18 protein-coding genes, 7 tRNA genes and 1 pseudogene are annotated in these 19,245 nt (G+C 73.5%); 11 read left to right on the top strand and 15 right to left on the bottom strand.

Going from position 1 to position 19,245, the window contains the following annotated elements; genetic code table 11:
- Positions 1 to 61: 61 nt before the first annotated feature.
- Positions 62 to 637, bottom strand: coding sequence for an HIT domain-containing protein (locus KME66_RS29235; protein WP_216327735.1), 576 nt, complete (start codon positions 635 to 637; stop codon positions 62 to 64).
- A 66-nt stretch (positions 638 to 703) separates the two neighbouring features.
- Between KME66_RS29235 and KME66_RS29230 the strand changes: the two genes are divergently transcribed.
- On the top strand, positions 704 to 1,381 hold the full coding sequence (locus KME66_RS29230) for a potassium channel family protein (protein WP_216327732.1): 678 nt from the start codon (positions 704 to 706) through the stop codon (positions 1,379 to 1,381).
- A 99-nt stretch (positions 1,382 to 1,480) separates the two neighbouring features.
- Here KME66_RS29230 and thrS read toward each other — a convergent pair whose 3' ends face one another.
- The 3 genes from thrS to KME66_RS29215 all read right to left on the bottom strand — a co-directional run bounded on the left by thrS (position 1,481) and on the right by KME66_RS29215 (position 5,400).
- Positions 1,481 to 3,457 carry a threonine--tRNA ligase gene (gene thrS, locus KME66_RS29225; RefSeq protein ID WP_216327729.1) on the bottom strand — a complete coding sequence of 659 codons (1,977 nt, stop codon included), beginning with the start codon at positions 3,455 to 3,457 and terminating at the stop codon, positions 1,481 to 1,483.
- Between the two features lie 99 nt (positions 3,458 to 3,556).
- Complete coding sequence (locus KME66_RS29220) at positions 3,557 to 4,804, bottom strand: hypothetical protein (RefSeq protein ID WP_216327726.1); 1,248 nt, start codon at positions 4,802 to 4,804, stop codon at positions 3,557 to 3,559.
- Entirely contained in the window at positions 4,804 to 5,400 is a 597-nt protein-coding gene (locus KME66_RS29215; RefSeq protein ID WP_073222378.1) for a DUF4365 domain-containing protein, read from the bottom strand. The genes KME66_RS29220 and KME66_RS29215 overlap by 1 nt, the downstream gene beginning before the upstream one ends.
- A 226-nt stretch (positions 5,401 to 5,626) precedes the next feature.
- On the opposite strand from KME66_RS29215, the gene KME66_RS29210 reads away from it, so the two are divergent.
- Positions 5,627 to 6,352: a 3'-5' exonuclease gene (locus KME66_RS29210; RefSeq protein ID WP_073222375.1), complete on the top strand. Its 726-nt coding sequence runs from the start codon at positions 5,627 to 5,629 to the stop codon at positions 6,350 to 6,352.
- 65 nt (positions 6,353 to 6,417) lie between these two features.
- Here the strand turns inward: KME66_RS29210 and KME66_RS29205 are convergent.
- Positions 6,418 to 6,489: transfer RNA gene (locus tag KME66_RS29205), tRNA-Val, on the bottom strand.
- A 139-nt stretch (positions 6,490 to 6,628) separates the two neighbouring features.
- Here KME66_RS29205 and KME66_RS29200 point away from each other — a divergent pair.
- Positions 6,629 to 9,508 (top strand): annotated as a pseudogene (locus KME66_RS29200) (SCO7613 C-terminal domain-containing membrane protein).
- A gap of 109 nt (positions 9,509 to 9,617) precedes the next feature.
- Here the strand turns inward: KME66_RS29200 and KME66_RS29195 are convergent.
- Positions 9,618 to 9,689: transfer RNA gene (locus tag KME66_RS29195), tRNA-Val, on the bottom strand.
- A 54-nt stretch (positions 9,690 to 9,743) separates the two neighbouring features.
- A complete protein-coding gene (locus KME66_RS29190; protein WP_216327724.1) occupies positions 9,744 to 10,199 on the bottom strand; it encodes a TIGR02611 family protein in 456 nt (151 codons plus the stop codon).
- 200 nt (positions 10,200 to 10,399) lie between these two features.
- Here KME66_RS29190 and KME66_RS29185 point away from each other — a divergent pair, with 200 nt between their 5' ends.
- Together KME66_RS29185 and KME66_RS29180 are read left to right on the top strand one after the other, a co-directional pair.
- Entirely contained in the window at positions 10,400 to 10,813 is a 414-nt protein-coding gene (locus KME66_RS29185) for an SsgA family sporulation/cell division regulator (protein ID WP_003959770.1), read from the top strand.
- Between the two features lie 266 nt (positions 10,814 to 11,079).
- Positions 11,080 to 11,652, top strand: coding sequence for a CGNR zinc finger domain-containing protein (locus tag KME66_RS29180; protein ID WP_073222364.1), 573 nt, complete (start codon positions 11,080 to 11,082; stop codon positions 11,650 to 11,652).
- A gap of 39 nt (positions 11,653 to 11,691) precedes the next feature.
- On the opposite strand, the gene KME66_RS29175 is transcribed toward KME66_RS29180, so the two are convergent.
- The gene (locus KME66_RS29175) at positions 11,692 to 11,847 is read right to left on the bottom strand and encodes a hypothetical protein (protein ID WP_010057260.1); all 156 of its coding nucleotides are present in this window, start codon (positions 11,845 to 11,847) and stop codon (positions 11,692 to 11,694) included.
- 167 nt (positions 11,848 to 12,014) lie between these two features.
- Positions 12,015 to 12,479 carry a hypothetical protein gene (locus KME66_RS29170; protein WP_073222636.1) on the bottom strand — a complete coding sequence of 155 codons (465 nt, stop codon included), beginning with the start codon at positions 12,477 to 12,479 and terminating at the stop codon, positions 12,015 to 12,017.
- Positions 12,480 to 12,647: 168 nt separating this feature from the next.
- Between KME66_RS29170 and KME66_RS29165 the strand changes: the two genes are divergently transcribed.
- Entirely contained in the window at positions 12,648 to 13,166 is a 519-nt protein-coding gene (locus tag KME66_RS29165) for a DsbA family protein (RefSeq protein ID WP_216327723.1), read from the top strand.
- A 128-nt stretch (positions 13,167 to 13,294) separates the two neighbouring features.
- Here the strand turns inward: KME66_RS29165 and KME66_RS29160 are convergent, their stop codons facing one another.
- From KME66_RS29160 to KME66_RS29150, 3 genes are read right to left on the bottom strand one after another with little or no spacing between them, the layout of a single operon-like run.
- Positions 13,295 to 14,134 carry a GNAT family N-acetyltransferase gene (locus KME66_RS29160; protein ID WP_073222356.1) on the bottom strand — a complete coding sequence of 280 codons (840 nt, stop codon included), beginning with the start codon at positions 14,132 to 14,134 and terminating at the stop codon, positions 13,295 to 13,297.
- Positions 14,135 to 14,174: 40 nt separating this feature from the next.
- On the bottom strand, positions 14,175 to 14,996 hold the full coding sequence (locus tag KME66_RS29155) for an aminotransferase class IV (RefSeq protein ID WP_216329679.1): 822 nt from the start codon (positions 14,994 to 14,996) through the stop codon (positions 14,175 to 14,177).
- Positions 14,996 to 16,051 (bottom strand): chorismate-binding protein, encoded by a 1,056-nt coding sequence (locus tag KME66_RS29150; RefSeq protein ID WP_216327721.1) that lies wholly within the window; start codon positions 16,049 to 16,051, stop codon positions 14,996 to 14,998. Before KME66_RS29150 ends, KME66_RS29155 begins: the two co-directional genes overlap by 1 nt.
- Before the next feature lie 157 nt (positions 16,052 to 16,208).
- Here KME66_RS29150 and KME66_RS29145 point away from each other — a divergent pair.
- From KME66_RS29145 to KME66_RS29125, 5 genes are all read left to right on the top strand, one after another.
- Positions 16,209 to 16,281, top strand: a tRNA-Gly gene (locus KME66_RS29145).
- Between the two features lie 38 nt (positions 16,282 to 16,319).
- Positions 16,320 to 16,393: transfer RNA gene (locus tag KME66_RS29140), tRNA-Cys, on the top strand.
- 1 nt (position 16,394) lies between these two features.
- Positions 16,395 to 16,466: transfer RNA gene (locus KME66_RS29135), tRNA-Val, on the top strand.
- Positions 16,467 to 16,502: 36 nt separating this feature from the next.
- Positions 16,503 to 16,574 (top strand) — tRNA-Val (locus tag KME66_RS29130).
- Positions 16,575 to 16,607: 33 nt separating this feature from the next.
- A tRNA-Val gene (locus KME66_RS29125) sits at positions 16,608 to 16,682 on the top strand.
- A 97-nt stretch (positions 16,683 to 16,779) separates the two neighbouring features.
- On the opposite strand, the gene KME66_RS29120 is transcribed toward KME66_RS29125, so the two are convergent.
- The 3 genes from KME66_RS29120 to KME66_RS29110 all read right to left on the bottom strand — a co-directional run bounded on the left by KME66_RS29120 (position 16,780) and on the right by KME66_RS29110 (position 18,858).
- Entirely contained in the window at positions 16,780 to 17,076 is a 297-nt protein-coding gene (locus tag KME66_RS29120; protein WP_073222349.1) for a zf-TFIIB domain-containing protein, read from the bottom strand.
- A gap of 65 nt (positions 17,077 to 17,141) precedes the next feature.
- On the bottom strand, positions 17,142 to 18,329 hold the full coding sequence (locus tag KME66_RS29115; RefSeq protein ID WP_216327719.1) for an aminoglycoside phosphotransferase family protein: 1,188 nt from the start codon (positions 18,327 to 18,329) through the stop codon (positions 17,142 to 17,144).
- A gap of 322 nt (positions 18,330 to 18,651) precedes the next feature.
- Entirely contained in the window at positions 18,652 to 18,858 is a 207-nt protein-coding gene (locus KME66_RS29110; RefSeq protein ID WP_073222340.1) for a hypothetical protein, read from the bottom strand.
- Between the last annotated feature and the right edge of the window lie 387 nt (positions 18,859 to 19,245).

Raw genomic sequence — 19,245 nt, 5'->3', positions numbered from 1 at the left:
ACGGCGTCACCGGGAGGGGGGAGGCCCGGCCGGGCCTCCCCCCTCCCGCTGCACCGCTCGCTCAGCCGGCCGGCAGTTCGCCCGTCGGCCAGACGTCGGCCAGCATCGCCCGGGTGTCGCCCAGCAGCTGGGGCAGCACCTTGGTGTGGCCGATGACCGGCATGAAGTTGGTGTCCCCGCCCCAGCGCGGCACCAGGTGCTGGTGCAGGTGGGCGGCGATCCCGGCGCCCGCGACGGAGCCCTGGTTCATGCCGATGTTGAAGCCGTGCGCCCCGGAGGCGGCGCGCAGCGCGACCATCGCCCGCTTGGTGAAGTCCGCCAGTTCGACGGTCTCGGGGCCGTCCAGCTCGGTGTAGTCGGCGACATGCCGGAAGGGCACGACCATGAGGTGGCCGCCGTTGTACGGATACAGGTTCAGCACCGCGTAGACGCGCTCGCCGCGGGCCACGATGAGCCCGTCCTCGTCGGATTTCGCCGGGATCGCACAGAACGGACAGCCGTCCTCGGCACCCGGACCGCTCGGCTTGTTCTCACCCTGGATGTACGCCATCCGATGGGGCGTCCACAGACGCTGGAATGCGTCGGGCGTCCCCACGCCGATCTGCTGCTCCGGCTCACTCGTCATGCCGGTCAGCATATTGCGTCACCCCGGCCGAGCGTGTCGCCGGGGCCGCACCGCCCGGCCGCCCACGATGCTGAGGCGATGAGCGACCGAACCGCCCCCGATCCCCCCACCCGGCTGGCCCGCTGGGAGCAGCGCACGGAGGTTCCGCTCTTCGCGGCGGGGCTGCTCTTCCTGGCGGGGTACGCGGTCCGGGTACTGACCCCGCACGCGGCCCAGCCCTGGAACGACATCGCGCTGGTCCTCGTCTGGTCGACCTGGCTGCTCTTCCTCCTCGACTACGTGACCCGGCTGCGGCTCAGCGGCCTGGGGGTGCGCTTCGTACCGGCCCACTGGCTGGACACCCTGGTCCTGCTGCTGCCGCTGCTGCGCCCGCTGCGGATGGTGCAGGTGTACCAGGCGGTGCAGCGCCGCCGTGACCGGCCGCGGCTGAATCTGTACGCGCGGGTCATGGCGTACGCCGGTCTGACCGCCGTCCTCCTCGGCTTCGCCGCCGCGCTGGCGGTCTACCACTTCGAACACACGGCACCCGGCGCTTCCATCCGCAGCTTCGGCGACGCGGTGTGGTGGGCCTGCGCGACGCTGACGACGGTCGGCTACGGGGACGCCACTCCGGTCACGTTCGGGGGGCGGGTGGTCGCGGCGGGGCTGATGGCCGGCGGTCTCGCGCTGCTCGGAGCGGTGACGGGGTCGTTCTCGTCGTGGCTGATCCAGGTGTTCACACGGGAGGACGAGAAACGGCCCCCGGAGCGGGGTTAGCGCTCCGGGGGCCGAGCCCCGCCGGTACGGGGACCAGGTCGGCATCTGCCACGTCCGGTCGATCGCGTCCGGATCATCCCCGCCGGTGCGGGGAGCGGCTCACACCTGTACGCGGTCCTCGACGGCCTTCGCGATCTTGGCGAGGGCCTCGTCGACCGGGATGCCGTTCTCCTGCGAACCGTCGCGGTAGCGGAAGGAGACGGCACCGTTGGCCATGTCCTCGTCACCGGCGATGATCATGAACGGGACCTTGTTCTTCTGCTGGTTGCGGATCTTCTTCTGCATCCGGTCCGAGGAGGCGTCCACATCCACCCGCAGCCCCTGCTTGCGCGCCGTGGCGGCGAACTCCTGGAGGTAGGGGATGTGGGCGTCGCCGATCGGGATGCCCACGGCCTGCACCGGGGCGAGCCAGACCGGGAAGGCGCCCGCGTAGTGCTCCAGGAGCACGGCGAAGAAGCGCTCGATCGAACCGAACAGGGCACGGTGGATCATGACCGGGCGCTGCTTGGAGCCGTCGGGACCGGTGTACTCCAGGTCGAACCGCTCCGGCAGGTTGAAGTCGAGCTGCACGGTCGACATCTGCCAGGTGCGGCCGATGGCGTCCCGGCACTGCACGGAGATCTTCGGGCCGTAGAACGCGGCGCCGCCCGGGTCCGGGACCAGGGGCAGGCCCTGCTTCTCGGCGACCTGGCGCAGCGTCTCGGTGGCCTCGTCCCAGGTCTCGTCGGAGCCGACGTACTTCTCCGGGTCCTTGGTGGACAGCTCCAGGTAGAAGTCGGTCAGCCCGTAGTCGCGCAGGAGGTTGAGCACGAAGGTGAGCGTCCGGTCGAGCTCCTCGGCCATCTGCTCACGGGTGCAGTAGATGTGCGCGTCGTCCTGCGTGAAGCCGCGCGAGCGGGTCAGGCCGTGCACGACGCCCGACTTCTCGTACCGGTACACCGTGCCGAACTCGAAGAGGCGCAGCGGCAGTTCGCGGTAGGAGCGGCCGCGCGCGTCGAAGATCAGGTTGTGCATCGGGCAGTTCATCGGCTTGAGGTAGTAGTCCACCCCGTCGTCGAGCTGCATGGGCGGGTACATGCCGTCGGCGTACCAGTCCAGGTGGCCGGACTGCTCGAAGAGCTTGCCCTTGGTGGCGTGCGGGCTGTAGACGAACTCGTAGCCCTCCTCCTCGTGCCGGCGGCGCGAGTAGTCCTCCATGGCCCGGCGGATGACGCCGCCCTTGGGGTGGAAGACCGCGAGGCCGGGGCCGATCTCGTCGGGGAAGGAGAAGAGGTCCAGCTCGTTGCCGAGCTTGCGGTGGTCGCGCTTGGCGGCCTCCTCCAGGAACTCCAGGTGCGCCTTCAGCTCGTCCTTGGTGGGCCAGGCGGTGCCGTAGATGCGCTGGAGCATCGGGTTCTTCTCGCTGCCGCGCCAGTACGCCGCCGCGTTGCGCATCAGCTTGAACGCCGGGATGAACCGGGTGGTGGGCAGGTGCGGGCCCCGGCAGAGGTCCTTCCAGCACAGCTCGCCGGTCTTGGCGTCGAGGTTGTCGTAGATGGTCAGCTCGCCGCCGCCCACCTCGACGTTCGCGCCGTCGTCGGAGGAGGCGGAGCCCTTGATGCCGATGAGTTCCAGCTTGTACGGCTCGTCCGCCAGCTCCTCGCGGGCGTCCTCGTCGGAGACCACACGGCGGGAGAACCTCTGGCCCCGCTTCTGGATCTCCTGCATCTTCTTCTCGACGGCCTTGAGGTCCTCGGGGGTGAAGGGCTTCTCGACGTCGAAGTCGTAGTAGAAGCCGTCCTTCACCGGCGGACCGATGCCGAGCTTGGCCTCGGGGAAGAGCTCCTGCACGGCCTGGGCCATGACGTGCGCGGTGGAGTGGCGCAGGATGTCGAGGCCGTCCGGGGAGGAGATCTCCACGGGCTCGACGCTCTCGCCGTCCTGGAGCTCGTACGACAGGTCCTTCAGCTCGCCGCCGATGCGCGCGGCGACGACGGTGCGCTGACCGGGGAAGAGCTCACCGGCGGTCGTGCCCGTCGTCACCACGCGCTCTTCCCGCTCGGAATCGCGTTGGATGATCACACGGACGTCTGACACCGGTCTCTCCTGTCTGAGGGGGCGCCGGCCTTCACATGGCCAGGCACTGCGAATCGTACCGAGCCGTACGCCCCCGACGCGAACGCCTTAGGACCGGCCCTACGGCTCCTCCCCCGCGCACGCCTCCTCGAAGAAGTCGACGTTCTCCTGGAGCGCCTTCATCAGCCGGTCCCGCTCCGCCTCGTCGACCTGGACGGGCGCGACCTGCGAGGCCCCGGTGAGCCGCCGGAAGCCGCCCCGGTTCTCCAGCCGTCCCTCCACCCGCAGGGGCAGCCCCACCAGGTGGGCGTGGCCCGCGATGCGGTACGCCTCCTCGTCGAGCTCGACACGGACGTGCGTGACCTCGGCCCCGGCCAGCACCCGCAGCCGTACGACCCCGGCGCCGCGCGGCCCGGAGCGGCGCAGCCGGACCACCGCGCCGGTCAGCCGGACCCGCACGGCGGGTTCGTCGCGGACGTATCGGGCCCCGGCCGCGCGCAGGGCGGGCAGGTCGCCCGGGGAGAACTCGACGGGCGCGGGACGGGCCGGGCAGCCCTCCGGGGTACCCGCGGCGGGCGCCCACCGCAGGTCGATCCGGGCCCCTTCCGAGCCGCGCACCAGGGCGATCAGCGCCTCGGTCAGCTCCCGGCCGACGCCCGCCGCGATCGCGCTGTCGAAGGCCTCCGTGCGGCCGGTGGCCCGCTGGTAGTCCACGGCCTCGCGGGTGGCGTGCAGGGCGTGGCAGAGCTGGACGGCGACGGCGCGCCCCGAGGCGACGGGGACGTACGCGGTCAGGCCGCGGCCGTCGGCGCCGGGTCCGATCAGGGCGTCGTCGAGCGCGGCCCGGGCCTTCCTGCGGTGCCGCGCGCCGTGGTAGCCGACCCGGCCGCGGGCCGCGAGGGCTCCGGCCATGAGGACCTGCCGGGCGGCCGACCGCAGCTCCTCCGCCTCCGCCCAGCCCGCGGCGCCGGCCGCGTGGGCCGCCGATTCGGGGACCTCGCGCCGCCAGCGGATCTCGTCGCTGGGCACGGCGAGGGAGACGAGGACGTCGCGGGCGGAGGGGGCGGCGCTGCGGCCGAGGGCGAGGAGGGCTTCCTCGATCAGCTCCGCGCTGTCGGGGAAGGCCGCGCTCTCGGGCACCAGCAGGCTGGTCGACCCGGCGGCGGCTCCGGGCGGGGTCCAGCGGCCGTAGCGTCCCGGCGCTCCCCCGCGCCGCTGCCAGCCGTGCCGGCGCAGCAGTGCCCCGAGGACGGCGGGCTCGGGCAGTTCGGTGCTCGCGCCGGCGAGCGGCGGGGGCCAGGCGGTGGGGTGCGAACGGGCGGCGGGCAGCCCCGCCGCGCCCGTGGGCTCGTCCGTCGACCGGTGCATCAGGGTCTCCCTCCGGCCCCGACCCGGGCCATGATGTCGCAGAGTGCGCGGTCGTCGAAGATCCGCGAGGTCGGGATGCGCACAGTGGTCCGGTACCGGCCCGTCACCGCGTGGCCGGCCAGATTGGTCCAGTAGCAGCAGTGGCGCAGGTCGAGGCCGCCGGGCCCGGCGCGGAGCCAGTCGTCCTGGCTGCGGGGCACGATCATCACGACCAGGATCTTGTGCACCGTCACCGGACTGCGGGCGAGCTTGACGAGGTGGGCGTTGTCGAGGGTGAAGGAGAACGCCCCGCCCGCCGGGTGCGGCGGGATCTGGTAGGTGCACTTGAGCTGCACCTTGATGGTCACTTCGTCGTCGACGGTGTGGGCCGGGGCGCCGTGGCTGACGTGCCAGTCGATGCCGTTGTCGGGGAAGGGCTGGGACAGGGAGCATCCCGCCGCCGCCGCGACGGCGTGCAGGTAGCCCACCTGAAGGGTCTCCATGCAGGCGGTGGTGGCGAGGGAGCCGCGCAGCGGCGCGTCCGGCTGCTGCGGCGGCCGGGGCCCGAAGGGCCCGGCGCGGGCGGTTCCCCCGGGGTCGGGCTGCGCGAGCGCCATGGCTCCGTGTGCCTTCCGGGCGTGCCGATCGATGGCAGGTGGTCTGCCGGCGGGTTTCGCGGACTGGGCGGATCGACGGACGTCGGCGGCAACTTCCCGGCGTCACACCTGTGTTGTCACCGCATCGGACCGCCCGCAAACGGCGTATCAGGCAAACAGCCCGGGTATCACCGATATCGGGCAGAGGAATCATTCCATCTGCCGTGCGGGTGCGAGGAGTTCGGGGATGATGCATTGGTTCGAGGGGCCACTGGCCGCTTTTGACACGGAGACGACGGGCGTGGACGTCGAGCGGGACCGGATCGTCTCGGCCGCTCTCGTCGCGCAGGACACCGCGGGCGGTCGCGTCCGCGTCACCCGGTGGCTGGTCAATCCGGGGGTTCCGGTCCCGCCCGGGGCGAGTGAGATCCACGGGCTGACCGACGATCACCTCCAGCGCAACGGGCGCTGGCCCGCCCCGGTGATGGACGAGATAGCCCGGGCGCTGACGGAGAGCTGCGGGACGGGCCGGCCGCTGGTGGTGATGAACGCCCCCTTCGATCTGACGCTGCTGGACCGGGAGTTGCGGCGGCACCGGGCGTCGTCCCTGACGAGGTATCTCGACGGGGTGCCGATGCGGGTGGTGGACCCGCGGGTGCTGGACAAGCATCTGGACCGCTACCGCAAGGGCCGTCGTACGCTCACGGATCTCTGCGCGCGGTACGAGGTCGTGCTCGACGGGGCCCATGAGGCGGCTGCCGACGCGACGGCGTCGCTGGAGCTGGTACGGGCGGTGTGCAGGCGCTTCTCGACCCGGTTGGAGCGGCTGTCGCCGTCGGAGCTGCACACCCTGCAGGTGACCTGGCACGCGGCCCAGGCGCGCGGCCTGGAGGCCTGGTTCGCGAAGAGCGGGACGCCGGAGGCGGTGGACCCGTCGTGGCCGCTGCGTCCGGAGCTGCCCGCCGCGGCGTGAGGCCGCGGATGGCCCGGACACGCGAAAGCCGGCCCGCGTCATGCGTGCGGACCGGCTTTCCCCGGTGGGCGATACTGGGTTCGAACCAGTGACCTCTTCGGTGTGAACGAAGCGCTCTCCCACTGAGCTAATCGCCCGGGAACGGGTTGAACCATACAGGGCTTCGCGGGCTTCGTTCAAACCGCTTCCGACCCCGCTCCCCTCAGAGCGTCCCGGCCCGGAAATGAGTATCCGCGCGCATGTACGGACGGGGTGGCCGGGGCCACACTCCCGTTCATGGAACATGTGCTGCCACCCGCCGAGGAACTGGCCCGCCTCGACCGTGAACTGGCCGAGCTGGAGGCCCGCCGCGCCCGGCTGCTGACCCGGCGCGCCTGGCTGCTCGCCGCGCTCCGGCCGCCCGCGCCGTCGGCCGCCCCGGGCTGGAACCCCTCCGCCTGGGGCGCGCCCGGCACCGGCCGCCCGGATGCTCCGGCCCGGCCCTGGGGCAGTGTTCCGCCGAAGGGCCCGTCCGCGCCGCGCGGCGCGCAGAACGTCCTGCTGACGCTGGGCGGTCTGCTGCTGACGGTCGCGGCCATCGCGTTCACGCTGGTGAGCTGGGGCTCGATGGGGATCGGCGGCCGGTCGGCCGTGCTGGCCCTGGTGACCGCGGGGGCCCTGGCAGCCCCGGCGGTGCTCCTGAAGCGGGGCCTGACCGCCACCGCCGAGGCGCTGACCGCCCTGGCCCTGGTGCTGACGCTGCTGGACGCCTACGCGGTGCACGCGGTGGCGGCCCCGGACACGGACGGGCTCGGCTTCACCGCCGGCGCCGCCGCGGTGCTCGCGGCACTGTGGACGGGGTACGGGCTGGCACTGGGCCGGCTCCACCTGCCGCTGCCCGCCGCCGTGGTGCTGGCCCAGTGGCCGCTGCTGTTCGGGGCGTGGGCCGCGGGCGCACCGGCGTCGGTGGTCGGGTGGGCGCTGTTGGCCACGGCGGTGCTGGACGGGGCGATCGCCCTGTGGGGCAGGGGCACCGGCGCCCGGGTCACGGCGTGCGTCGGCGGGTCGGTGATGGGGGCTTCGGCGCTGCTGGTGGGCCTGACGCAGTCCGTGACGGCCTCCGGGCCGCTGGGGGCTCTGGCGCCCGGGGCGCTGCTGCTGACGGCCGCCGCGGCGGCCCTGGCGGGCGTGGCGCGCACCGAGGGGTGTCGCGCGGGCGGGCGGTGTGGTGGCCGGTCTCGCCGTGGTGGCCGCGGTGGGCGGCGTACCGGCGGCGGCGCTGCCGGAGGGCTGGCGCGTCCTCGCGTACGTGTCGGCCGCCCTGGCGCTGACGGCGGTCGTACGGACCGGGCTGCCGGGCAACGCGGCGCTCGGGGTGCTGGTGGCGTCGGCCGCGGTGGTGGCCGGGGCCCTGGTGGGGGCCCTGCCGGGGCTCGCCGCGGTCCTGCTCGGCCCGGTGACGCTGCTGCCGGACGCGTGGGCGGGGCCCGAGGAGGGCTTCCGGGCCGCGCTGGGGTCGACGCTGCCGTGGCCGGAGCTGAGAGCGGCCCCGGTCGTGCTCGCCGTGACGGCCGCGCTGCTGGGGTCGGCGTACCGGTGGTGGCCGTCCTGGGCCCGGATCGCCGAGCCGTTGATCGCGCGGGAGGCGCCGGGGTCGGGCGCGACGGCCGCTCCGGGGGCTTCCGGGGCGCCGGGCGCCGGGGTGGCCGCTGGAGCAACGCACGGCGCGGGAACGCCGGACGCACCGGACTCCGGGACCCCACGGGCGGGCGGCACCGTCGTCCCGGGCGCTCCAGGAGCGGCGGGAGCCGGCGGCACGCCGGTTCCGGAGCGGCCGGACGCGGGGACCCCGGTCAGGGCGGCCGCTCCGGGGCTTCCGGGGCGCCGGGAACAGGCGGCCGGGCAGGGGCGGGCGGTGCGGCGGGCACGCCCGCCGCGGCGGCGCCCGGACCGGAGCCCCTGGTATGCCGGAGGCCCGGCGGAAGCGCCCTGGTACACCTGTGGGGCGTCCGCGGCCCGCGGCCGGCCGGCCGCGGCGGCCTGCGCGGGGCCGCCGGTGCGGCGGCCGCGGTGCTGGGCTGGGGTGCGCTGCTGCTGGCCGGGGCCGTGCTGGATGTGCCCTACGCCGTCGCGGTGGGCGGCGAGACGGTCCTGGTGGCCGGTCTGCTCGCCCTGGCCGTGCACGGCACGGACGGCGGCCGGGACGGTTCGGCGGCGGTGCGGGTGACCGCGCTGGTGGTGGCACTGGCCGGGGCGGTGAGCGCCGGGCTGCTGTCGCTGGCGTCCGAGGGGGCCTCCTACGCGGTGTTCGGCGTGCTGGCGGCCCTGTTCGCCGGGGCGGCGGTCCGGGCGCGGGGCGGGGTGCCGCGTGCGGTGTTCGCGGTCGCCGCCACGGCCGGCTGCACCGTGCTCACGGGGTTCGCGGGCCGGTCCCTGGGGCTCGCCCCGCACGAGGCCGCCCCGCTGGTGCTGCTGGTGCCCGCGCTGACGGTCCTGCTGGGGGCCGGGCTGCGGCGGGACCCGGTGGCAGCGCCGGTGGAGCTGACGGGAGCGCTGGGGGCGCTGGTCGCCGTGGGGCTGGCGGTGCCGGACGCGCCGTTCCTGGCCCTGGTGCTGGCCCTGTGCGGGGTGCTGGCGGCGGGTGCGGCGGTGCGGCCGGAGCGGCGGCCGGTGGCGGGTCACCTGGCGGCGGCGCTGTTCGTCCTGGCCACCTGGGTGCGGCTGGGGGCCTCGGAGGTGTCGTTCCCGGAGGCGTACACGCTGCCGGTGACGGTGCCCGCGCTGGTGGTCGGGTTCCTGCGGCGGCGCAAGGACCCGGAGGCGTCGTCGTGGACGGCGTACGGGCCGGGGCTCGCGGTGACGCTGCTGCCGAGCCTGGCGGTGGCCTGGACCGATCCGGACTGGCGGCGGCCGCTGCTGCTGGGGGTGGCGGCACTGGTGATCACGCTGCTGGGTGCGCGCCACCGCCTCCAGGCGCTGCTGCTGCTCGGCGGGGCGGTGCTGGCGCTGGACGGGCTCCACGAGCTGGCGCCGTACGTGGTGCAGGTGGCCGGGGCGCTCCCCCGCTGGCTGCCGCCCGCCCTGGCCGGGCTGCTGCTGCTCGTGGTGGGGGCGACGTACGAGCAGCGGCTGCGCGACGCCCGTCGACTGAGGGACGCGCTGGGGCGGATGCGGTGAGCGGTGCCGGTCCGGGGCTCGCCGTGGGCAGCGGCTCCCCGGACCGGCGGGAGCGGGCAGCGCAGAGGGCCCGGGAGACGGATTCCGTCTCCCGGGCCCTCTGTCCGGGTGGGCGATACTGGGTTCGAACCAGTGACCTCTTCGGTGTGAACGAAGCGCTCTCCCACTGAGCTAATCGCCCGGGCGCACCGCAAACATTACCCCATGTCAGCGGCGCTCCCGGACCGTCCTCGGGCTACTCGCCGATCTTCCACGGCATGGTGATGCCGAACTTCCAGACGTAGACGCCGACCAGGACCGCCACGATCACGAACCCCGCCGTGGTGAGGATGATGTTGCGCCGCCGGACCTTGGGGTCCAGAGCCCGCTGCGCGGCCTCGGTGACCTTGCGCTTGGTCCAGCGCAGCACCAGCTGGGCCCAGACGAACTCGGTCGCCCAGATCGCCATGCCGGCGAAGATCACCAGCCAGCCGGGGCCGGGGAGCACCAGCATGAGCACGCCCGCGACCACGACGCCCAGGCCGACGATGAAGACGCCGACCTGCCAGCTCAGATGCAGCGCCCGGGACGCCTTGATGAAGCCCGGAGCCCGCGAGCCGAGCTCGCGTTCCTCCCGGTCCGAATCCCCCGTGGCGGACGCCGGGGGCGCCTGCTCGGCGACCCTGTTCCGCTCGTCACTCTCCGCGTTCATGAGCCCAACTTACCCGACCCGCACCGGTCACACTTTTGTCACTGGAATGGCCGAGTAACGCAAAGTTACACGCCGCTGTGCGAGGGACCCGAAGCATCACAAATGGGTCAGAGGGGTTTACAACGCCACCGTAGGTGGCATGTCGATTTCGCCGACGTGCGAATCCCCGAGCGCACACTGAGCGAAAGGCCCTGGCGCTTATGAACACCACGGTCAGCTGCGAGCTGCACCTGCGCCTCGTTGTGTCGAGCGAGTCCTCACTGCCTGTACCCGCGGGCCTGCGGTATGACACGGCCGATCCCTATGCCGTGCACGCCACCTTCCACACCGGAGCGGAGGAGACGGTCGAATGGGTATTCGCCCGCGACCTCCTCGCCGAGGGGCTGCACCGGCCCACCGGCACCGGTGACGTCCGCGTCTGGCCATCTCGTAGTCACGGTCAAGGCGTCGTCTGCATCGCCCTGAGCTCCCCAGAGGGAGAAGCCCTGCTCGAAGCCCCGGCGCGGGCCCTGGAGTCGTTCCTGAAGAGGACCGACGCCGCGGTTCCACCCGGCACCGAGCATCGTCACTTCGATCTCGACACGGAGCTCTCCCACATCCTGGCCGAGAGCTGAGCCAGGCAGAGAGCCGCTCGACGCCGTCCGACTCGGGGCGACGGCGTCGTGGCGACAACCGCATAGGGCAGACACCGGCGCCGTCGTCGCGGAATCCACCGCGGCGACGGCGCCGGTGCGCTTTCCCCCTCCCGGTCCCGGCCACAGGAGGAAGGTGTCGTTCCGCTCCTGGCCGGACGCGCACCGCCCCGGGGGCCGGCGGGCCGAGCCAGTAGAGTCAGCCGCCATCGGCAGGCGCCCGCCCGCCGAAGGCCAGGGAGCGAAACGTGCTGATCCCTCACGACACCCGTATCGCCCTCGACACGGTGGTCGACCTGATGAACACCGCGCCGGACAGCGAGCCGCCACCGGACGGGACCGGGGACGGGCTCACCGATGTCGCCGCGCTGTACGCCTTCGCCGAGCGGCATCACATCAGCGGGGTCGGCACGCTCGGCGGGAAGGACCTCACCGCCGTGCGGGACGTACGCGACCGTTTCGCCGAGGTCTTCGCGGCCCCCGACCCCCGCACCGCGGCCGATCTGGTCAACCGGCTCGTGGCGGCGGCCGGGACCACCCCGCAGCTCACCGATCACGACGGCTACGACTGGCACGTGCACTACTTCGCGCCCGACGCGTCGATCGCCGACCATCTCGCGGCCGACTGCGGCATGGCGCTGGCCTTCATCATCGTGGCGGGCGAGCAGGAACGGCTGCGGCGCTGCGAGGCCCCGGACTGCGGGCACGCGTTCGTCGACCTGTCGCGCAACCGCTCCCGCCGCTACTGCTCCAGCCGTACGTGCGGGAACCGGCTCCACGTAGCCGCGTACCGGGCCCGGCGCAGGGAAGCCGCGGGCTGACGCCGTCACCGGCGCAGCCCCGCGCGGCGGCGCGGCGCGTCACAGCATGAAGAGATCGTGCAGGGCGGCCATCAGCAGCAGCACCCCGATGACCGTCAGGAAGATCATCAGAGGCGGCTGGGAGAGCGCGAAGAGGCAGCCGCGGGGCTCTTCGGCGGGGCGTGCGGGGGCTTCGCCCCGGGAAGTATCCACCATCTCGGTGTGATCATGACGCACGCATGGCCGGGATAACGCTCAACCAGCGTCATTACCCCGGGAGTTCACCGTCCCGTGGCCATCGAAAATCGCTCCGGCGTACGGGTTGCCGTCAGGCATTCGGGCCTGGCGGTTCCGGGCGCCCGGAACCGCCAGGCCCCGGAGCCTCAGATGCCGTGCTTCTTGAGGATCGCCTCGATGTCGCTGAAGTCGTCACCGGGCGCGACGGCCTCCTGCTTCTTCTTCGGCTTCGACGGGGACTGCGCCGCGGCCCCGGCTCCGCTCCCCGCGCCGAGCGAGGGGGCGGAGGCACCCGGGGCGACCGCCTCGTTCCGCCCGGCCGCGCGCGCGGCCTTGCGTTCCGCACGGGTGGTGCCGCTGCGGCGCTCGATGGCGCGGGTGGTCATGAACAGCAGCCAGGAGAGCCCGAGCACCCCGAAGCCGAGCCAGACACTGGGCTTGAAGGCGATCCCGGCGACCCACTCGACGACCCCGGTCAGCACGAGCCCGACCGGGACGAGAGAGTAGGCGGCGATTCTCGTGGCCGCGAGGAACCGCTTGCGGTAGGCGGTCACCGCGGCGATGCCCAGCCCTGCCGCCGACACCGCGGAACAGATGGTCTCGGCAAGCATCACGGCCTCCAGGCGCAGGGGGTACGTCCCTTCCATCCTGCACCGGCGGGCACCGTCGGGGCCACGGCGGCGGTCCACATCAGGGACTTTTCAGGGCCGGACTCCTCCCCAGGGGGTGGGGCCCGGAGCGGATTGGGCCGCGTTCGTCCGGCCTGGAAGACTGGACCCATGAGCGATTCCACTCCTGCGGCGCCGGTCGTCCTCGACCTCTGGTGCGATCTCGAATGCCCCGACTGCCACCGCGCCCTCGACGATGTACGCGCCCTGCGCGCCCGGTACGGGGACCGCGTCGAGATCCGGCTGCGGCACTTCCCGCTGGAGAAGCACAAGCACGCGTTCGCCGCCGCCCAGGCCGCCGAGGAAGCCGTGGAGCAGGGCCAGGGCTGGCCGTACATCGAGGCCCTGCTGTCCCGGACCGACGACCTCGGCCGCACGGGCGATCCGGTGCTCCTCGACGTGGCCCGCGAACTGGGCCTGGACGCGGAGGAGTTCGACACGGCGCTGATCGACGGCCGGCATCTGCTGATCGTCGACGCCGACCACGCGGAGGGCAAGGCGATCGGCGTCACCGGCACGCCCACCTATGTGATCGGCGACGAGCGACTGGACGGCGGCAAGAGCCAGGAGGGGCTGCGCGAGCGGATCGAGGAGATCGCCGACCGGATCCTGGCCGCCCGGGAGCGTTAGCCGGACCGCCGGGGCAGGGCGTGCGGCCCGCTCCGGCCCGGCTTCCCGGCCCCTCCCGGCTCCCGGCTCCCGGCTCCCGGCTCAGTCTTTCGGGCTCCGGCTCCGGCTCCCCGGCTCGGGAGCGGCCGCTACAGCGCCTTCGCCAGGTTGTACCGCGTCGGCACGTAGCCCAGGGACTCGTACAGCCGCAGGGCCGGGGTGTTGGAGGCGAAGACGTGCAGGCCGAGCCGGTCCGCGCGCCAGGCACGGGTGATGTCCTCGGCGAGGAGCATCAGGGCCCGGCCGTGGCCCCGCCCCCGGTGCTCCTCGCGCACCTCGACGTCGAAGACGTATCCGCCCGTGCCACCGCCCGGCTCCAGCTCCCGCAGGGCCACCCACACATGGCCGACGACCTCTCCGGCCCGCACCAGGACCTGGAAGCGCGTTCCCTCGGTCGCCAGTCCGTCCGGCAGGTGGGCGGCGTGGTCGGCCTCGGACTTGAGCCGGGCCTGCCCGGGCTCGACGCCGCGGTCGATCCAGCCCTGGGCGTACGCCCCCACCGCGCCCTGCCGCCAGTCGGCGAACTCCTCCTCGCTCATGTCACGCGCGGTGAGGCCCGCGGGCAGCGGGACGGCGTCGGGACCGAGGTCCTTGGCCATGTTGCGGCTGCGTTCGGTGTAGCCGAGGGCGGCCGCGAGGCGTCGGGCCGGGTCGTTGTCGGCGGGGACCTCCACCCGTACCCGGGTACAGCCCCACCCCCGCAGCACCTCCTCGGCGGCGAGCGCCGCGATGACGCCCCGGCCGCGCCTGCGCCGGGACTCCTCCACGCTGAGGGAGCGCAGCACTCCGGCGGTCGGGCCGAACGCGTCGTCGGTGCTGATCGCGACGGAGCCGACGGGCCGCCCGTTGTCGCACACGTCGTAGTGGCGGGCCCGCGCGCCGTCGGCGCCCTGCTGAAGCGGCCCGGACGGCCGGAGTGTCGTCGTCATCAGAGGTGTGTATCCCCCGGACGACACCCCGTCACGCGCTTTACGGGTCGAGGTCGTCGCCCGACCGCTCGGCGAAGATCCGCATGGCCTTCGCCGTCACCGGGCCGATCCCGGGCGTCGGCTCACGGCCGTCGACCCGGTGCACCGCCTGGACGTCGCGGAGGGTCGAGGTCAGGAACACCTCGTCGGCCTCGGCGAGGACGTCCATCGGCAGGTCGGTCTCCTCGGCCCCGGTCCACTCCACGGTCAGGGCGCGGGTGATGCCGGCGAGGCACCCGGAGGCGACCGGCGGGGTGTGGATGCGGCCGCCCAGGACGACGAACACGTTGGAGCCGGTGCCCTCGCAGAGCCGGTCCGCGGTGTTGGCGAACAGTGCCTCGGACGCGCCCGCCGCCCGCGCCCGCGCCAGGGCGACGACGTTCTCCGCGTACGAGGTGGTCTTCAGCCCGGCGAGCGCGCCGCGTTCGTTGCGGGTCCAGGGCACGGTGATCACCGCTGTGCTGTCCGGGCGGCGGCTCACCCCGTCGAGGGCGACGACGAGGCTCGTCCCGTTCTCGCCCCGGTCCGAGCCGAGCGGGGACAGCCCGCCCGTGTAGGTGATCCGCAGGCGTCCCAGGGCGACGGGGTTGGCGTCGATGACCGCCCCGACGGCGTGCCGGACCTCGTCGTGGTCCGGGTCGGGCAGGCCGAGGCCCTGTGCGGACCGCGTGAGGCGGTCGAGGTGCCGGGTCAGCGCGAAGGGGCGCCCCTCGCTCGTACGCACCGTCTCGAAGATGCCGTCGCCCACGGTCAGTCCGTGGTCGAGCACCGAGAGCCGGGCGTCGCCGGCGTCCCGCAGTGCGCCGTTGACCCAGATCCTCATCATGCGGTCCTTCCTGTCTCCGGATACGTCCCCGACGCTACAGCGAGCAGCCGGGAGGCCTTGAGTTCGGTCTCGTCCCACTCGCGCTCCGGGTCGGACCCCCAGGTGATACCGGCTCCGGTCCCGAAGCGCAGCAGCGGCGCGGGCCCCGTCCGGTCGATCCAGAACGTCCGTATGCCCACGGCGAGCGATGCGGTGCCCCGGTCGGCGTCGACCCAGCCGATCGCCCCGCAGTACGGCCCGCGCGGACCGCGCTCCAGCTCGGCGATGATCCGCAGCGCGCTGGACTTCGGCGCGCCGGTGACCGAGCCGGGCGGGAAGGCCGCCGCGAACAGCTCCGGCCAGCCCGCCCCGTCGGCCGGCCGGCCGCGGACCGTGGAGACGAGATGGACGAGGCCCGGGTGCTTCTCGACCACGCAGAGATCGGGCACGCTCACACTGCCGGTGGCGCAGACCCGGCCCAGGTCGTTGCGGACCAGGTCCACGATCATCACGTTCTCGGCGTGGTCCTTCTCCAGCAGATCGTCCTCGGTCCGGCCGGTGCCCTTGATCGGCCCGGACTCGACGGTTCCCCCCTCGCGCCGGAGAAAGAGCTCCGGAGAGGCGGTGGCGATCTCCACACCGTGTCCGGGCAGCCGGATCGTGCCCGCGTACGGGGCGGGGTTGCCGCGGGCGAGCAGGGAGGTCAGGGCGTCGACGTCGGCCCCGGCCCCGCCGTCGGGGAGCGGCGCGGACAGCACCCGGCAGAGGTTGGCCTGGTAGACCTCGCCCGCCGCGATGTGTTCACGGATCCGCCGTACGCCCGCCGTGTAGGCGTCACGGTCCAGCGAGGAGGTCCAGTCCCCGGCGGCGGGACCGCGCCAGGCACCGGGTACGGGAGGGGGCACCTCTTCCCTGCGGACATCGGAGAAGCGGGCGCAGACGATACGGCCCTCGAAGTCGGCGGATACCGCCCAGAACCCGGACGAGTCGAGCGCCGCGGGGTCGTGGGTCACATCCTGCAGACCGGAGGCTATGAGGCCGTCGAAACGGGCCAAGGGGGCGAGGTCGGACACGCGACCGAGTCTAGGACGGCGTGCGGTGACCTGCGCCGGGGCGAGGACCGGGCCGGGGGCGCCGCAGCACGCTGCACAAACGCGTTTTTGTACTGGCCCAGGAATCCGCTAGAGTTCAACACGTCGCCGGGACGCGCAAGCGGACCGGGAAAGACAAGCGGACGTAGCTCAGTTGGTAGAGCGCAACCTTGCCAAGGTTGAGGTCGCCAGTTCGAACCTGGTCGTCCGCTCGCAGAAGGTGGGGGATTCTTCCCGAGCCCCCACCCCTGGTGGAGTGGCCGAGAGGCGAGGCAACGGCCTGCAAAGCCGTCTACACGGGTTCAAATCCCGTCTCCACCTCCAAGGACGATTAGCTCAGCGGGAGAGCGCTTCCCTGACACGGAAGAGGTCACTGGTTCAATCCCAGTATCGTCCACTGATCCGTAAGGATCACCGGTCCGCAAGGATCCCCGCGCGATTAGCTCAGCGGGAGAGCGCTTCCCTGACACGGAAGAGGTCACTGGTTCAATCCCAGTATCGCGCACGCAGTACACACGAGGTAAACGCAGGTTCACCTGCGCGATTAGCTCAGCGGGAGAGCGCTTCCCTGACACGGAAGAGGTCACTGGTTCAATCCCAGTATCGCGCACCAGCAAGAGCCCCCGGTCGTATCCACGGCCGGGGGCTCTTTCGTCGTACGGCCTCCCTCGCCCGGTGGGGCCCGGAGTCCGGGCCCCACCGATGGCGGTTCAGGAGGAGAACAGCATCCGGCCGAAGCCCTTCTGGCGGCGGTGGCCGTAGTGACCGCCGTACTGCGGCGCACCCCAGGCCGGGGCGTGGGCGGCGGGAGGAGCGGCCGGGTAGGCCTGCTGCGGGGCGGGAGGAGCGGGCGGAGCCTGCTGGACCCACTGGGACTCCAGGCGGGTCAGCGACTCCAGCTCGCCGTAGTCGAGGAATATCCCCCGGCAACCGTTGCACTGCTCGATCTGAACACCGTTGCGGTTGTACGTGTTCATCTGGGCGTGACATTTCGGACACTGCATCATCGACTCGGCTCCTCGCCCTCGTTGTGCCGTCGCCGGAATGTCTGCCCGGCCACGGTCCGTTCACCCTACGACGCGGGGCCGGTGGCCAACTCGGGCGGCAACGTAGCGATTCGGGCACAGGATTCGATCATCAGCAGTTCGTGCTCGTCCGGATCCCGTTGTTCCGCGGCGCACTTGGCGAGGGCGACGGCCGCCGTCTGCACCGTCAGCGCGCGGGCCGGGACGTCCAGCGCGGGCCAGGGGTCGCCGTCGGCGGGGACGGCCGGTCCCCCGGCGGACCGGTAGGCGTCCAGGAAGGTGGACCAGTCCTCGGGGGCCAGAAGTCCGGCCGCGTACCAGGCGGCGGGCCGGCCGAGGTCCCAGGCGGGGTCGCCCATCCCGGCGTCGTCCATGTCGATGAGCAGCCAGGGCCCGCCCGGGGCGGGGTGGCGGACGAGCTGGCCGAGGTGCAGGTCTCCGTGGCACAGGGCCTCGGCCCTCGGCGCGGGGGCCTCTCCCCGCGCCCACGCGGGCAGAGCCCGCCAGCCGGCCAGCACGGCAAGAGCGGCCGGATCGCGGACCTCGCCGACCGGATCGCGAGGCAGAGGTGCCGCGTCGCAGGCCCGGGGCGCCGCGTCGCCGGGCAGGGCGGGCCCGACGCCGGGCAGGGCGGCCATGTCCCCGGCAGCGGGGAACACGCGGCCGGGCGCAGGATTCACGTCGCCGGGCGCGATGGCCGCCCCGCCGGAAACCGGAGGCGTGTGGCGGGGCGGGAACGCGGCGTCACCGGGAAGGGCGGTCCCGCCTTCGTCGAGGGCCGCGCGCATCCGGGCGACCGCCCGGGCCGCCTTGGCCGGACCGCGCATCGGCGGCAGCGGGAACGGGGGCTTCGTCCGGTGGAGGCGGGCGAGCAGACCGGCGGCATCGGCCCAGGGAGCCGCGCCGGGATCGGTGGGGTCCACGGGCGCGCCGAGCGGCCAGAGGGTGACCGGACGGGCGGTGGGCGCGGCGGGCGCCGGGGCGGTGAGCGGCGGCAGCAGGATGCCGGCCAGCTGCGGGGCGGCTGCCAGGGCGACCCGGGCGGCCAGCGCCTCGCGGTCGGTGTCCGCGGCATGGGCCTTCGCGACGATCGCGCCGCTGCGCACCACCGTGCCGTCGGGCCGGTCCGCGAGGACCTGCGGCGGTTCGCAGACGCACGGCGTCCGCGCGGGGTGGGAGAGTCGGTGCGCGAGCGTGCCGAGGTCGTGGACGACTGAGCTCTGGGTGGTGGTCAACGGCTCCCCCGGCGACGGTCGGCCCCGGCCGTGGCACCGGGCCCGCCGTGAGCGTAACGCGCGAGCCGGTCCGAGCCGCGGCGGTGCGCGGGGCGGCGGCCCGGCGCAGGGCACGGGGCCAGGGAGTGCCCCGGGTTCGGAAGACACTCCGCGCGGGACCTGCCGGGAGCATCCGGCACCGACATCCGGCCCCGGACAGCGCGATGCCCGGTCAGCTCCCCAGCTGACCGGACAAACGCTGCCGTCCGCCGCACCCCCGTCCCCACGGGGCTGTTGGCCGGATGTGCGGGTCCGGACCGCTCTTCCGGACCCCGGGCGCCGCTCAGCGCCCCAGCATCACCGCCACGGACGACGCCTGTGTGACCACCGCGTCCCAGCCGCCGAAGACGACCGCCAGCAGGGCCGCCAGAGGAAGGACCATCGCCGTCGCCACCAAGGGGTGACGGGTGCCGGACGGGCGGGCGCCGGACAAGGCGTACGCCTTGCGCCCGCGCATACGGACCACCGTCCGCGCTGCCGTGTCCGCCATGGTTCCTCTCCTGACCTGTTCGGGAAGCGGCGGGCGTGACCTCGGGGGACGAGTGCTGCGCCCACCGCTTGATCCCCACATTAGGCAGGCGGCGGGCACAGGGCGTCATGCCCGCGTACCGAATGCCGGGCCTCCCGGAGGATGAGTGGCCGTCGGTCGGCGTACTCCCCTGGGTGGAGACGGACGGCCGGAGGGTGGGGTCATCCCGGAGGGGCTCCGGGAACCGGCTGGTGCCCGGCCGGCCCGGCCCGGAGCCTCGGAAGGGTGACGGAGGGTGACTTCACTCACGTCCGCGCTCCCCCGGCGGTGGGCCGTTCCGTGCCCGACCGCCAGGTCCCTCTCCACCCCGCGTACCGGGGCGGTGGTCGCGACCTGGGCGGCGGCCGC

The sequence above is a fragment of the Streptomyces sp. YPW6 genome, assembly GCF_018866325.1.
Classification (GTDB): Bacteria; Actinomycetota; Actinomycetes; order Streptomycetales; family Streptomycetaceae; genus Streptomyces.
This window is presented reverse-complemented; position numbering and strand designations above follow the sequence as displayed.

Excerpts from the sequence above, each read along its gene's own strand:
- KME66_RS29235 (WP_216327735.1), bottom strand. The coding sequence starts at position 637 with ATGCTGACCGGCATGACGAGTGAGCCGGAGCAGCAGATCGGCGTGGGG.
- KME66_RS29230 (WP_216327732.1), top strand. The coding sequence starts at position 704 with ATGAGCGACCGAACCGCCCCCGATCCCCCCACCCGGCTGGCCCGCTGG.
- KME66_RS29220 (WP_216327726.1), bottom strand. The coding sequence starts at position 4,804 with ATGCACCGGTCGACGGACGAGCCCACGGGCGCGGCGGGGCTGCCCGCC.
- KME66_RS29215 (WP_073222378.1), bottom strand. The coding sequence starts at position 5,400 with ATGGCGCTCGCGCAGCCCGACCCCGGGGGAACCGCCCGCGCCGGGCCC.
- KME66_RS29210 (WP_073222375.1), top strand. The coding sequence starts at position 5,627 with ATGATGCATTGGTTCGAGGGGCCACTGGCCGCTTTTGACACGGAGACG.
- KME66_RS29190 (WP_216327724.1), bottom strand. The coding sequence starts at position 10,199 with ATGAACGCGGAGAGTGACGAGCGGAACAGGGTCGCCGAGCAGGCGCCC.
- KME66_RS29185 (WP_003959770.1), top strand. The coding sequence starts at position 10,400 with ATGAACACCACGGTCAGCTGCGAGCTGCACCTGCGCCTCGTTGTGTCG.
- KME66_RS29175 (WP_010057260.1), bottom strand. The coding sequence starts at position 11,847 with ATGGTGGATACTTCCCGGGGCGAAGCCCCCGCACGCCCCGCCGAAGAG.
- KME66_RS29170 (WP_073222636.1), bottom strand. The coding sequence starts at position 12,479 with ATGCTTGCCGAGACCATCTGTTCCGCGGTGTCGGCGGCAGGGCTGGGC.
- KME66_RS29165 (WP_216327723.1), top strand. The coding sequence starts at position 12,648 with ATGAGCGATTCCACTCCTGCGGCGCCGGTCGTCCTCGACCTCTGGTGC.
- KME66_RS29160 (WP_073222356.1), bottom strand. The coding sequence starts at position 14,134 with ATGACGACGACACTCCGGCCGTCCGGGCCGCTTCAGCAGGGCGCCGAC.
- KME66_RS29155 (WP_216329679.1), bottom strand. The coding sequence starts at position 14,996 with ATGAGGATCTGGGTCAACGGCGCACTGCGGGACGCCGGCGACGCCCGG.
- KME66_RS29120 (WP_073222349.1), bottom strand. The coding sequence starts at position 17,076 with ATGATGCAGTGTCCGAAATGTCACGCCCAGATGAACACGTACAACCGC.
- KME66_RS29110 (WP_073222340.1), bottom strand. The coding sequence starts at position 18,858 with ATGGCGGACACGGCAGCGCGGACGGTGGTCCGTATGCGCGGGCGCAAG.